Below are 13,513 nucleotides of genomic sequence, written 5' to 3' on the forward strand. Positions count from 1 at the left end.
GCGCATGCGGAGGCGTCACCGTTCGGTTGGTCGTCCGTATCGCGCTCGCGCTGTCGTTATCTCATTCGCCTGTTTTCAACTATCCGTAGCGGTCGCCCGTGGGCTGGCCGCTGCTTGTCAGTACGTGTTGCCCTGGAGGCTGTGTGTCGATGAGTCGTTGTTCTGGAGCCCGTATGGGCAAGGCCGGCAAGCTGGCCTTCTGTGTGCTCCCTCTGTTGTTCGCCGCCCAGAGCTGGGCTTTCGAACTGGACGATGTCGCGGTCAAGGCCAAGGCCCTGGCTGCCGAGAAGTACAGCGCGCCGCAGAGCCGCTTGCCCGCATCGTTGCGTGAATTGCCGTTCGCCGGCTACCAGAAGGTGCGCTTTCGTGAGGACAAGGCCTACTGGAACGATGGCAAGACGCCGTTCCAGCTGTACTTCTTCCATCAGGGCATGCATTTCGATGTGCCGGTCAAGCTAAACGAAGTGACCGCCGAGGGAACACGCGAGATCAAGTATGACCCGGCGATGTTCGACTTCGCCGACCTCGATCTGAAACCTGAGGATCTCAAGGATCTTGGTTTTGCTGGCTTCAAGGTAGTTCATGAACTCAACGAGGCGGGCCGTCACGACGAGGTGATGAGCGTGCTGGGCGCCAGCTATTTCCGCATCGTCGGCAAGGGCCAGGTGTTCGGCCTGTCGGCGCGTGGCCTGGCCATCGACACCGCGTTGCCATCGGGCGAGGAGTTCCCGCGTTTCACCGAGTTCTGGATCGAGAAGCCGCAATCCGATCGTGGCACGCTGCTGTTCTATGCGCTGCTGGATTCGCCGCGTGCCACCGGTGCCTACCGCATGGAGATCGACCCGGGCCGCGACAGCGTGCTCGACGTGCAGGCCAAGGTCTACCTGCGCGAGCCGGTGGAGAAACTGGGCATCGCGCCACTGACCAGCATGTACCTGTTCGGTGCCAACCAGCCTTCGCCGCGTCACAACTACCGCCCCGAGTTGCATGACTCCGACGGTCTGGCTATCGCTGCCGGTAACGGCGAGTGGCTGTGGCGTCCGTTGAACAACCCGCAGCGTCTCAACGTCAGCAGCTATCGCATCGACAATCCGCGTGGTTTCGGGCTGATGCAGCGCAATCGCGATTTCGGTCAGTACCAGGATCTCGATGACCGTTACGAGCGCCGTCCGAGCGGCTGGGTGGAAACCGTTGGCGACTGGGGCCCTGGGCATGTCGAGCTGGTGGAAATTCCCACGCCGGATGAAACCAACGACAACATCGTCGCCCTCTGGCGCCCCGAGAACCAGCCCGCTCCCGGCGAGGCGCTGGACGTGCACTACCGTCTACACTTCAGCCGCGACGATGCCAAGCTGCATGACCCGCAACTGGCCATGGTCACCCAGACCCGACTTTCCGAAGGTGACGTGAAGCAGGCCAACCTGATTCGCCAACCTGACGGCAGCACTGCTTTGGTGGTGGACTTCGCCGGCCCGGTGCTCGCCGAGCTTCCCGAGGATGCGGCCATCGAACCGCAGATCAGCGTCGACGGCAATGCCGACATCGTTGAGAAGAACCTGCGTTACAACCCGGTGAACAAGGGCTGGCGCCTGACTCTGCGGATCATGGTCAAGGACCCGGCGCAGCCGGTGGAAATGCGTGCCGCCCTGATTCAGGACGGCAAGCCCCTGTCGGAAACCTGGAGCTATCAGCTGCCTTCCCATGAATAACTCCCTCGACGATACGCTGATCCAGGATTATCTGGAGGAACTGCCGCTCGACCAGCAGCGGCAGCAGGACTTGGCTCATCGCCTGGAGGAGGGTGGTGATCTGGCCACCCTGCATCGCGCGCTGCAGACGCCCGAGGCGAGTGCCACCGAGTCGTACGAAGAAACGCGCGAGCTGCTCGAGTCGGTCCCGGCGCGCCTGGAAATGGGCTGGCCGGACGCGCTCGAGCGCGGCTGCCGCATCGTCGACGATCATCAGGGCCGACCGACCATCGAGTCGACCCCGCCGATCAAACGCACGCGCATCGTGCCGGAGCCCTGGCAGACCAACATCCTCGATCGTGGCTGGCGACGCCTGAAGGGCGAAAAGCCGGCGCCTCGCCCGCGTACCCGTGAAACCGAGGACTTCACCGAGGCGCGCTGGCGCCATGTGGCGTCGATGCGCCGCGCCGCCTTGCTGGTGCTGATGCTGGTGCAGACCGTGGTCGCGACTTGGTACATGAAGTCGGTGCTGCCTTATCAGGGTTGGTCGCTGGTCGACCTGGGCCTGGTGTTCGAGCAGCCGTTGCGCGAGTCGGCGCGGCAGATCCTGCCGTACGTGGTGCAGACCAGCATCCTGGCACTGTTCGCGCTGCTGTTCTGTTGGGTCTCGATGGGCTTCTGGACCGCCCTCATGGGCTTCTTTCAGTTGCTCAGGGGGCGTGATCGCTACAGCATCTCGGCCACCGCCTGTGGTAACGATCCGATCTCGCCGAAGGCGCGCACCGCGCTGGTCATGCCTATCGCCAACGAGCACGTACCGCGGGTGTTCGCCGGCCTGCGAGCAACCTTCGAGTCGCTGAAAACCACCGGGCAACTGGAGCATTTCGACTTCTTCGTGCTCAGCGACAGCAACGATCCGGACATCTGCGTCGCCGAGCAGCAGGCCTGGATGGAACTGTGCCGCGAAGTGGAAGGCTTCGGGCGCATCTTCTATCGCCGTCGCCGGCGCCGGGTCAAGCGCAAGAGCGGCAACATCGACGACTTCTGCCGGCGCTGGGGCAGCAACTACCGCTACATGGTGGTGCTCGATGCCGACAGCGTGATGAGCGGCGACTGCCTGACCAGCCTGGTGCGCCTGATGGAGGCCAACCCCGGTGCGGGCATTATCCAGACGGCGCCCAAGGCTTCCGGTATGGACACCCTCTACGCGCGCCTGCAACAGTTCGCCACCAGCGTCTATGGGCCGCTGTTCACCGCCGGCCTCAACTTCTGGCAACTCGGCGAGTCGCACTACTGGGGGCACAACGCGATCATCCGCGTCAAACCCTTCATCGAGCACTGCGCACTGGCGCCTCTGCCGGGTACCGGGGCTTTTGCCGGGGCGATTCTCTCCCACGACTTCGTCGAAGCCGCGCTGATGCGCCGTGCCGGCTGGGGCGTGTGGATCGCCTACGACCTGCCGGGCAGTTACGAGGAGTTGCCGCCGAACCTGCTCGACGAGCTCAAGCGTGACCGCCGCTGGTGTCACGGCAACCTGATGAACTTCCGCCTTTTCCTGGTGCGTGGCATGCACGCGGTGCACCGCGTGGTGTTCCTCACCGGGGTCATGTCCTACCTGTCGGCGCCGCTCTGGCTGCTGTTCCTGGTGCTGTCCACCTGTCTGCTGGCGATTCATACGCTGATGGTGCCGGAGTACTTCCTGCAACCGAACCAGCTCTACCCCTTGTGGCCGCGCTGGCAGCCGCAAGAGGCGGTAGCGCTGTTCTCGGCGACCATGACCCTGCTGTTCCTGCCCAAGCTGCTCAGCGTGTTGCTGATCTGGATTCAGGGCGCTGAAGCCTATGGCGGGCGCGTGCGTGTGCTGCTGTCGATGCTGCTCGAGGCTGGTTGTTCGGTGCTGCTGGCGCCGGTGCGCATGCTGTTCCACAGCTTGTTCGTGACCGCGGCCTTTCTCGGCTGGTCGGTGCAGTGGAACTCGCCGCAGCGCGTCGACGACTCCACGCCCTGGAGCGAGGCGTTTCGTCGTCACGGCTCGCAGGTGCTGCTCGGCCTCGGCTGGACGGCGCTGGTCGGCTGGCTCAACCCGGACTTTCTCTGGTGGCTGGCGCCGATCGTGGTGTCGCTGATCCTCTCGCCGGCGGTATCGGTGCTGACCAGCCGCACGGCGCCGGGCCTGGCTGCGCGCCGCAGCAAGCTGTTCCTGATTCCTGAGGAGCACAAGGTGCCGCGCGAGCTGAGCAACACTGCCGAGTACGAGCAGTTGAACAGCTCGCGGGCATTGCGCCAGGGCTTCCTGCGTGCGGTGGTCGATCCGCTCTACAACGCTCTGGTCTGTGCAATGGCGCGTGCCCGTCATGCCAAGGTGGTTCCGGCTGCCGAAGCGCTGCGTGACGAGCGCATCGAGGAAATCCTCGAAGCCGGTCCCGAGGGGCATGTCGAAGCCACTCGCTGGCGCCTGCTCAATGATCCTGACGGCATGGCGCGTCTGCATGCCCGCATCTGGCAGGAGCCGCAGCACCACAGCTGGCGTGAGGCCCGCGACCGCCTGCGCGGCGCTTGAGGGCCAGCAAGTGTGTCGCTTGTTCGGCGACACACTTGCTTACACCCAGACCTCCCCACAGCGGCCTTGCGGCAGGCACCATATACCCCCGGTATGGTCTGAAAGGCCCGAAACAGAGCCTTGACTCTCCAACAAGCGAAGCGCGCGGAACCGTGCCGTGCCTTCCTGTCGCAGTTGCCGATAACGTTTTGCCGCGTGCGCACAAGGCAGGCCTTATGAGGCTGCGTCACTCATTTAACCTGACAGGGAACCTGATATGTCGAACCTCCAAGACTCCGCGCAGCGTTACGGCGCTGTCTCGCGGTTGCTGCACTGGGCCATGGCTGCGCTGCTGGTGTGGCAATACCTCACGGTGATCGTGCCCGAGGGGCACTTTCTTGAAAGCATCGTCGGCGGTACGCACAAGGCGGTGGGGTTGCTGCTGATGGTGCTAGTAGTGATTCGCCTGATCTGGGCGCTGAGCAACCGCGGTCGTCGGCCGGCCTCGCTCAGTGTTCCGGCGATGCTCGGCCATCTGGCGCTCTACGGCCTGATGCTGCTGATCCCGCTGCTCGCCCTGCTGCGCCAATATGGATCGGGGCGCGCCTTCGAGGCCTTCGGCATGACCATCATGAGCGGTTTTGAAGGAGACAAGATCGAGTGGATGATTGCCCCGGCCAGTCTGTTGCACGGTAATCTCGGCTGGCTGCTGCTGGTGATGATTGTCGGTCACATTGGCATGGCTTTCGTGCACCGCCGCCAGGGCGATGTCGATGTCCTGGGACGGATGATCGGGCGTTCTTCCTGAACGCTATGGCAAATGTCTTACACGCTGAGGCGGCAACAGCTGCTGTTGCCGCCCGAGGTGAATCCCTAATCTACACACATCCCCTGCAGCAACGGATCGCTGAGGATCAAGGATGATGACCAAGCCATGATGGCTACCGACAGGATGTCGGATGGTTGGAAGAGACCCGCTTCGGCGGGTTTTTTGTTGCCTGCAGAAAATGGCTCACGCCTCCTTGCCGATGAATATCAGCAACGCCACCAGAGGCAGGCCGCCAGCCAGCAGCGCCGTGCCTGCCCAGCCGAACTGCTCGTAGATCGGGCTGGCCAGGGCCGAGCCGATGGCGCCGCCGACGAAGATGCTGGTCATGTACAGCGCGTTGAGACGGGCACGACTCTGCGGCTCCAGGGCATAGATGGTGCGTTGGCCGAGGACCATGCTCATTTGCACGGCGAAGTCGAGAACGATGGCGGTGAGCACCAGACCGGCCCAGCCCAGGCCGTGGCTCAGCAGATTGGGGGCGAAGGCCAGCGGGGCGAGCAGCAGCGCGATCAGGCTGGCCCGGTAGGTGTGCCCGGCATCGGCCAGACGCCCGGCGATAGGCGCTGCCACGGCACCGATGGCGCCGGCCAGGGCGAACAGGGCGATATCCTGCTGGCTCAGGCCCAGGTGGCGGGCCAGCTCCAGTGGTGCGGCCGTCCAGAACAGGCTGAAGCTGGCGAACATCAGCCCCTGGTACAGCGCACGGCGGCGCAAGGTGGGGTAGCGGCGCAGCAGGTGGGCGAGCGAGAGCAGCAGTTGTGCATAGCTGGCGCGGTGGCTGGGGGCATGGCGCGGAATGGTGCTGGCGATCACCACGGTGATCAGCAGCATCAGTCCGGCAGCCATCAGAAACACCGCGCGCCAGCCGAATTCCCCGGCCACCAGGCTGGCCAGCGGCCTTGCGAGCAGGATGCCGAGCAGCAAGCCGCTCATGATATTGCCCACCACCCGGCCACGGCTGGCCTCTGGCGCCAGATTGGCGGCCAGTGGGATCAGCATCTGCACCGACACCGAACTCAGCCCGATCAGCAGCGCCAGGCCCAGGAACAGGTCAGGCTGGCTGGCGAACGCGGCTGCCAGCAGGCAGAGCAGGGCTGCTGCAGTGGTGAGCAGCATCAGTCGGCGACTTTCCAGCAGGTCGGCCAGGGGCACCAGAAACAGCAGGCCCAGGGCGTAGCCGATCTGCGTCAGCGAGACGATCAGGCTGGCCCGTTCGGCGCTGAGGCCGACATCCGGGGCGATCAGTTCGATGATCGGCTGGGCATAGTAGAGGTTGGCGACGATGGCGCCACAGCACAGGGCGAACAGCAGGACCAGCGTCTGTGACAGCGCTGGTGATTCGTGGGTGAGCGAGGAGGTCTGACTGGTCATGATGATGTCTCAGGCGTTCAAGGCTGGATAGTCGGTGTAGCCGGCAGCGCCGCCGCCGAAGAAGCTGCTGCTGTCCGGGTGGTTCAGGCGGCTTTGCTGGTGCAGGCGCAGTGGCAGGTCCGGGTTGGCGATGAATAGCCGGCCGAAGGCGATCAGGTCGGCGCGGCCCTCTGCCAGGGCGCGGCGTGCACTGTGCAGGTCGTAGCCGCCGGCCAGGATCAGCACGCCGCTCCAGCTACGGCGCAGCTGACGGATGATGCGATCCCAGGCCGGATTGCTGTTTTCATCCTGCTGGTTACCGACGATGGCTGGTTCGACCAGATGCAGGTAGGCCAGTTTCCACCGGTTCAGTTCGCTGACGATGTAGCCGAAGGTGGCTGCCGGGGTGTCGTCGCCCATGCCCATGAAGCGACCCATGGGTGTTAGCCTCACGGCCACTTTCTGCTCACCGATTTCCTCGCATACCGCTTTGACCACTTCCAGCAGGAAGCGGGCCCGGTTGCCGATGCTCTGGCCGTAGCCGTCGCGCCGCTGGTTGCTGTGGGAGTTGATGAACTGGTCGAGCAGGTAGCCGTTGCCGGCGTGGATCTCCACGCCATCCATGCCCGCGTCCATGGCGTTGCGTGCGGCCTGACGGTAGTCGGCGACTATGTCGCAGATTTCGTCGACGCTCAGCTCATGCGGCACCGGGATGTCGCTCCAGATGCCCTGACCGTTGGCGTCTTCGATAAAGGTCTGGCCAGGTACCGGCAAAGCACTGGGCGCGACTGGCAGCGCACCGCCAGGCTGCAGGCTGGGATGGGACACACGGCCGACATGCCACAGCTGCAGAAACATGCGCCCGCCGGCCTGGTGCACGGCCTCGCTGACCAGCCGCCAGCCGGCGATCTGCTCACGGCTGTGAATGCCCGGCGTCCAGGCGTAGCCCTGGGCCTGACGGGAAATTTGCGTGGCTTCGCTGATGATCAGCGCGGCACTGGCGCGTTGACGGTAGTACTCGGCATTCAGCGCGTTTGGCACATTACCGGGCTGTACGGCACGCGAACGGGTCAGCGGCGCCATGACCACACGATGGGGCAGTTGCAGGTCGCCGAGGCTGATGGGGTCGAACAGGGAAGGGGCCATTGGAGTCTCCGTAGTGGTTTGGCCGGGAGACTCAAGGTTAGGGACGAGGCGCCGCGAGGATAATCCACCGCGCCGGCAACGCTGCTTTGCGCACCGTGCAACGGCTCACTCCAACACTGTTTGCAGGAATGCCGAGAACGCCGCGATGCGTTTCGAACCACGATGGTTGGGCAGATACAGCATATGGATGGCGCCGTCGTGTGGGCCTGGAGCGACTTCGTATTCGGGCAGCAGGCGCAGCAGCTGACCCTTGGCAACATCCTCGCGTACCAGCCAGTCGGCCAGCAGGGCTACGCCCTGACTGGCCAGGGCGGCCTGACGCAGAATGTCGGCGTTGTTGCTCAGCAAGCGGCCTCCAACCGGTACCTGCAGCAACTCGCCGTTCTGCTCGAAGCGCCAGTAACGGGTCGGGCTGCCGTAGTCGAACTGCAGGCAGGCATGAGTTTGCAGGGCATCAGGGTGTTCGATGGCCGGGGTGCGCGCCAGGTATTGCGGGCTTGCCACCAGCCAGCGACGGAAGCTGCCGACTCGCTGGCTGACTACATCGTCACTGGTGATCGACGAGCCCAGGCGCAGGGCGAGGTCGATGTGCTGACTGAGCAGGTCGACGACCTCGTCGGTGACGCGCAGGGTCAGCTCCAGTTGCGGATGACGCTCGAGTAGCTCGCCCAGGCGCGGGGCGATCAGGCGACGGGCGAACTCCACGGGCACGCTGACGGCGAGACGGCCACGCACCTCGTCGTCACTGTCGGCCACCGCCGCATCGGCTTCGTCCAAGGCTTCGAGAATGGCCAGGGCGCGTTCGAAGTACTCCCTCCCGGCTTCGCTGACGCTGATCTGCCGCGTGTTGCGGTTGAGCAGCACGCAGCCCAGCTCCTGCTCCAGGGCGTTGACCGAACGGGTGACCGATGAGGTGGCCAGACCCAGTTGCCGCGCCGCGGCAGAAAAACCACCGCAGCGCACGGTAGCGACGAAGGTGCGTAGAGCCAGCAATTTGTCCATGAGCGCGCCTGGCGAGAAATCAGTCGCCAGCTTGCGCGATTGGCCGGCTCGCTGCCAAGCACTGCGTGGCCCCCTGCGCTTTGCGCGTGTACCACAGCACCCGACTCACGCCACGGGTGATGGCCACGTAGGCCAGGCGCCGGGTCTCGTCCTGCATGGCCTGATCGTAGCTGCCGGCGAAGAAGCCGCAGTGGGCGTAGAGCGCATTGCGCAGCGGGTGTTTCTCCACCGGCAGGCAGTCATCGAGGATGATCGCCACCTCGGCCTGCAGGCCCTTGGCGCGGTGGATGGTCATGGTTCTGACCGGCAATTGTTTGCCCAGCTGCGCGCGGACCTGCTGCAACGGCTCGTTACGCCGGCTCAGCAGCAGCACGGCGTTGCGGTCGGCTGCGGGGCGGCTGGCGACATGGGCGCATTGCGCGCGAATGTCTTCGAGCAGGCGCGGCAGACCGCTGGCCAGGTCGAAGCGCTGGATCAGCTTGACGCCATGATCACCCGGTTGCATGGCCCGGGCCGCAACGCAGGTCTTGGCCTGCTTGCTGCGTACGTCGGCCAGCACCCTCTCGCCATCACGGATCACCGGTTCGATGCTGCGGTAGTTGGTGGTCAGCAGCAGGGTGTTGCTCTTGCCACGGCCACGGCTGGGAAAGTGCCGGTCGAAATCGATGAACAGCTCCGGCGAGCTGCCACGCCAGCCGTAGATCGACTGCCAGTCATCGCCGATGGCCATCAGGCTGATGCGCTCCCCCGCGCCCTGCAGGCGACGGTGCACGGCCTGCAGCCACAGCACGATCTGCGGCGAGATGTCCTGGAATTCGTCGATCAGCAGGTGGCTGAGGGCCAGCAGGGCAGGCCCGGGTTTGCCAGCACTGCCATTCAGGGTATCGCTCAATTGCGCGAAGGCAGCGTTGAAACGGATCAGGCCCTGGCCGTGCAGCAGGGCATCGAAGTGCTGCTGGAAACATTGCATGGCTGCGATGAAGTCACGCTCGCGCGGCGCGCAATCCAGTGCTTTCACGTCCAGACGCTCGAGGCGAATGCCTAAGCTTTCGGCGAAATCGATCTGCCCGTGCAGCAGTTCGAACAAGGGCAGGGCGGTGAACTCCCCAGGCAACTTGCAGGCATCCAGCGGCGCTTTGGCTTTGCCCTTTGCCGGTTCCTCGGGGGCGGGCAGCTTGAGCAGGCGGTGGGTCAGGGCGCGAAAACGGGCGTCGTCGGCATAGGCGTTCTGGTACGCCTGCTTGAGCAGGCGCTGCTGCGCGGGCCGCAGGCGGCCGCCGGTCAGCGGGTTGTCTGGCTCCTCGCCGGGCTCGTCCAGTTGCTCGAACCAGCGCGGGTGGCTCAGCTGCTCCTTGGCCAGCGTGGCCATGGCCGCGTGAAAGGTGCGCACGCATTGGCTGGCATCCTGCGGGTATTGCCAGAAGCTGAGCACGCGCTGCAGGCGCTCGCGCAGTTCACCGCACGAGGCGTTGGTGAAGGAAATTACCGTCAGCCGCTTGGGGTCGATCTGCAGGTGGCAGAGCATGAACACCACGCGCAGGACCAAGGTGCTCGACTTGCCGGAGCCGGCACCGGCGAAGATGCGCGTCAGGGGTGTGCGGCAGAGAATCATCGCCCATTGTTCGTCCGAGGGCGCGCCGATCAGCCCGGCGCTGACGGCGCGGGCCACCTGTTCGCGCATGGCCTGGACCTGCGCGTCCTCGATCTTCAGACGGGTGCCGGGGTAAATGCCGACAGGGCCGGGCTTGCTCTTGGCCGATTTGCTGGTGGTCGCCTTCTTGCTGGCTGCGGATTTCTTGCGGGTTTGCTTGCGTGCAGGTTTGCGTGGTTGCGCGGCTTCACGCTCGGCACGCAGGTAGGCGGTGGTGCGGGGGAAGCAGCGGGCAAGGGCGCTGGACAGCAATTGTTTGTAGCGTGCGACGGCAGAGAACATGCAGTGAGAAGGATCCGGCTGGCAAAGGCAGCATGATAAAGCCCCAGGCGCGATGGCAGGCAGTGATGGCGCAGCGATAATTGCGCAACTTTGTGCAAGCGTCCGGCCTGCGCTGCTTCCAGACTGTAGTCAGTCTTGGGAGATAGCCGATGAACCTTTCGCTCTACCTGCTTACCGTATTGATTTGGGGTACCACCTGGATCGCCATCAAACTCCAGGTCGGCGAGGTGGCGCTTGCAGCGTCCATCGCCTATCGCTTTGCCCTGGCCTCGCTGGTGCTGTTCGCCATGCTCTGGTTCAGTGGCCGCCTGCAGCCGCTCGACCGTCGCGGTCAGGGCATCTGCATGGTGCAGGGGTTGTGCCTGTTCTGCCTCAATTTCCTGTGCTTCTACACCGCCAGCCAGTGGATTCCCAGCGGTCTGATCGCGGTGATCTTCTCCACCGCCACGCTGTGGAACGCGATCAATGCTCGATTGTTCTTCAAGCAGCGTATCGCCAGTAACGTGCTGTTGGGCGGCGCTCTTGGCCTGGCCGGCTTGGGGCTGTTGTTCTGGCCGGAACTGGTCGGCCACGAGGCCACTCGGGAAAGCCTGCTGGGTATCGCTCTGGCGCTCTGTGGCACGTTGTTCTTCTCCGCCGGCAACATGCTTTCCAGCCTGCAGCAGAAAGCCGGCCTCAAGCCGCTGACGACCAATGCCTGGGGCATGCTGTACGGCGCGCTGATGCTGGTACTGATCTGCCTGGTCAGTGGGACGCCGTTCGCCTTCGACTGGAGCCTGCGCTATGTCGGCTCGCTGCTGTACCTGGCGATTCCCGGCTCGGTGATCGGTTTCACCGCCTATCTGACCCTGGTCGGGCGCATGGGGCCGGAACGCGCGGCTTATTGCACCGTACTGTTCCCGGTGGTGGCGCTGAACATCTCGGTGTTCGTCGAGGGCTACCAGTGGACGGCCCCTGCGCTGTGCGGTCTGGGCCTGGTGATGCTGGGCAACGTCCTGGTGTTTCGCAAGCCCAAGCCGGTGCTGGCACCGGCCCGGGCTTAGCAGGCCTAATTGCCGCGAATCAGCTTGCGCAGCATGAAGCGATTGGGGTGGCTGGCCTCGGCCACCTCGCGCGGCACTGGCAATGGCTCGTCATCGAGCCAGGCGGCAATCAGCTCGCCCGACAGCGGTGCGGTGATCAGCCCGCGTGAGCCATGGCCGCTGTTGATGTACAGGCCGGGTAGCCAGGGGCAGGGTGCATCCGGCACCTGGCGGGCGTCCCTGGCCAGCACGGCGTAGGCCTGGTTGAAGGCTTCCTGCTCGGCCAACGGGCCCACCAGCGGCAGATAGTCCGGGCTGGTGCAGCGGAATGCGGCGCGGCCTTCGAGGGTGGCCGGATCGAGTTTGTGCAGATCGAGACGTTCGCCAAGATCGGCAGAAATTTCCCGCAGCAGCTCCAGGTTGCTGGCGTGCTCGCTGACGCTGGGCGTGAGGTCGTCGCTGTGGAAGTCGAAGCTGGCGCCCAAGGTGTGTTCGCCGCCACGCGCGGGTGCCACGTAGCCTTCGGCGCAGACCACGTTGCGCAGTTCGCTGCTGGCTTGAGTTGCCGGCAGGCGGCTGATCTGCCCGCGGATGCGTTTGAGTGGCAGGTTGGCGGTGGGCAGCAGGCGGGCGATCTCGGCGGCGCAGGCCAGCACCACGACCGGCGCTTCGGCCAGCAGGCCGTTCTCGCCAGTGATTCGCCAGTTTTCGTCATCGCGTTGCAGGCCCAGCGCCTCCTGGTAAGGGCGCAATTCGATCAACGGATGCTGCAGCAGGTGTCGGCACAGCGCTGGCGGATGTACCCAGCCGGCATCGGGGTAGAACAGGCCGCCAGCAGGCAGGGCGACGCCGGCTCGCGCTTCGGCCTGCGCCTGGCTCAGTGCATGCAGCAGGTCGCTGGGGAAGGCGCTGGCCAGTTTGCTCTGGCGCTGGCTTTCCTTGGCATCGAAGGCCAGTTGCAGCACACCGCAGGCCTCCCAGTCGACGCCACCTTGCAGGCGCTCGAGCAGGCGACGGGTATGGCCGAAACCGGCGACGATCAGGCGCGACAGTGTCGTACCGTGGGCCGACAGCTTGAGGTAGAGCACGCCCTGCGGGTTGCCGGAAGCCTCGCGGGCCACGTCGTCATGACGCTCCAGCAGGGTCACGCGCCAGCCGCGTACGGCCAGGCTGGAGGCCGTGGCGCAACCGGCCAGGCCGGCGCCGATCACCACGGCATGGCGCTCGCCTTTTGGCCGAGCGGGGCGGGTGAACCAGGGCACCGCGCGCGCGCTCGGCGCCCCCTGGAACGGCCCGGCCAGCATCTCGCGCTTGTGGCCGAAACCCTTGACCCGAACCATGGCGAAACCGGCGGCAATCAGCCCACGGCGGACGAAGCCGGCGCTGGTGAAGGTGGCCAGGGTGGCGCCGGGTGCCGACAGCCGCGCCAGTTCAGCAAACAGGGCGTCGGTCCACATCTCCGGGTTTTTCGCCGGGGCGAAGCCGTCGAGAAACCAGGCGTCGACCTGCGCATCGAGCTGCGGCAGGCACTCCAGCACATCGCCGATCATCAGCGTCAGCACCACGCGGCCGCCATCGAGCAGCAGGCGCTGGAAGCCAGGATGCATCGCTCGGTATTGCTCTAGCAGTTGTGCAGAGAAGGGTGCCAGTTCCGGCCACAGGGCCAGGGCGCGCTGCAGGTCGGTGAGGCTGAGAGGGAATTTTTCGACGCTGACGAAGTGCAAATGGGCATCGGCTGGGGCGTGTTCGGCGAAAGCCTGCCAGGCGCAGAGAAAGTTCAGCCCGGTGCCGAAACCGGTCTCGCCGATCACCAGCCGGCCGCCGGCCGGCAGGGCCTGGCAGCGCTGCTCGATGCGGTTGTGGGCGAGGAACACGTGGCGGGTTTCTTCCAGGCCATTGGCGCGGGAGAAGTACACGTCGCCGTAGCTGCGTGACAGCGGCTGGCCGTGTTCGTCCCAGTCGAGCTGGGCGTTGTGCAGATCGGGCATGGCGGGGTTCCAGGCA

General features: G+C 65.1%; 9 protein-coding genes. 4 read left to right on the forward strand and 5 right to left on the reverse strand.

Annotation, left to right across the window (positions count from 1 at the left end; all coding sequences use genetic code 11):
* Window positions 1-173 precede the first annotated feature (173 nt).
* From ACJRW5_RS06845 to ACJRW5_RS06855, 3 genes are all read left to right on the forward strand, one after another.
* Window positions 174-1,709: a glucan biosynthesis protein G gene (locus ACJRW5_RS06845; RefSeq protein WP_484569930.1), complete on the forward strand. Its 1,536-nt coding sequence runs from the start codon at window positions 174-176 to the stop codon at window positions 1,707-1,709.
* Window positions 1,702-4,248 (forward strand): glucans biosynthesis glucosyltransferase MdoH, encoded by a 2,547-nt coding sequence (gene mdoH / locus ACJRW5_RS06850; protein WP_484569780.1) that lies wholly within the window; start codon window positions 1,702-1,704, stop codon window positions 4,246-4,248. The genes ACJRW5_RS06845 and mdoH overlap by 8 nt, the downstream gene beginning before the upstream one ends.
* A 256-nt stretch (window positions 4,249-4,504) precedes the next feature.
* Window positions 4,505-5,035 (forward strand): cytochrome b, encoded by a 531-nt coding sequence (locus ACJRW5_RS06855; RefSeq protein ID WP_484569781.1) that lies wholly within the window; start codon window positions 4,505-4,507, stop codon window positions 5,033-5,035.
* Between the two features lie 204 nt (window positions 5,036-5,239).
* On the opposite strand, the gene ACJRW5_RS06860 is transcribed toward ACJRW5_RS06855, so the two are convergent.
* The 4 genes from ACJRW5_RS06860 to ACJRW5_RS06875 all read right to left on the reverse strand — a co-directional run bounded on the left by ACJRW5_RS06860 (window position 5,240) and on the right by ACJRW5_RS06875 (window position 10,487).
* Window positions 5,240-6,427 (reverse strand): MFS transporter, encoded by a 1,188-nt coding sequence (locus tag ACJRW5_RS06860; protein ID WP_484569782.1) that lies wholly within the window; start codon window positions 6,425-6,427, stop codon window positions 5,240-5,242.
* Between the two features lie 9 nt (window positions 6,428-6,436).
* A complete protein-coding gene (locus tag ACJRW5_RS06865) occupies window positions 6,437-7,552 on the reverse strand; it encodes an alkene reductase (protein WP_484569783.1) in 1,116 nt (371 codons plus the stop codon).
* 105 nt (window positions 7,553-7,657) lie between these two features.
* Complete coding sequence (locus ACJRW5_RS06870) at window positions 7,658-8,554, reverse strand: LysR family transcriptional regulator (protein WP_484569784.1); 897 nt, start codon at window positions 8,552-8,554, stop codon at window positions 7,658-7,660.
* A 19-nt stretch (window positions 8,555-8,573) separates the two neighbouring features.
* A complete protein-coding gene (locus ACJRW5_RS06875) occupies window positions 8,574-10,487 on the reverse strand; it encodes a UvrD-helicase domain-containing protein (protein WP_484569785.1) in 1,914 nt (637 codons plus the stop codon).
* 149 nt (window positions 10,488-10,636) lie between these two features.
* Here ACJRW5_RS06875 and ACJRW5_RS06880 point away from each other — a divergent pair, with 149 nt between their 5' ends.
* Window positions 10,637-11,530 (forward strand): DMT family transporter, encoded by an 894-nt coding sequence (locus tag ACJRW5_RS06880; protein ID WP_484569786.1) that lies wholly within the window; start codon window positions 10,637-10,639, stop codon window positions 11,528-11,530.
* Between the two features lie 5 nt (window positions 11,531-11,535).
* Here ACJRW5_RS06880 and mnmC read toward each other — a convergent pair whose 3' ends face one another.
* On the reverse strand, window positions 11,536-13,497 hold the full coding sequence (gene mnmC / locus ACJRW5_RS06885) for a bifunctional tRNA (5-methylaminomethyl-2-thiouridine)(34)-methyltransferase MnmC2/FAD-dependent 5-carboxymethylaminomethyl-2-thiouridine(34) oxidoreductase MnmC1 (protein WP_484569787.1): 1,962 nt from the start codon (window positions 13,495-13,497) through the stop codon (window positions 11,536-11,538).
* Window positions 13,498-13,513: the final 16 nt, after the last annotated feature.

It is taken from the genome of Pseudomonas pichavaramensis, from assembly GCF_050473265.1.
In the GTDB taxonomy this organism is placed as follows: Bacteria; Pseudomonadota; Gammaproteobacteria; order Pseudomonadales; family Pseudomonadaceae; genus Aquipseudomonas.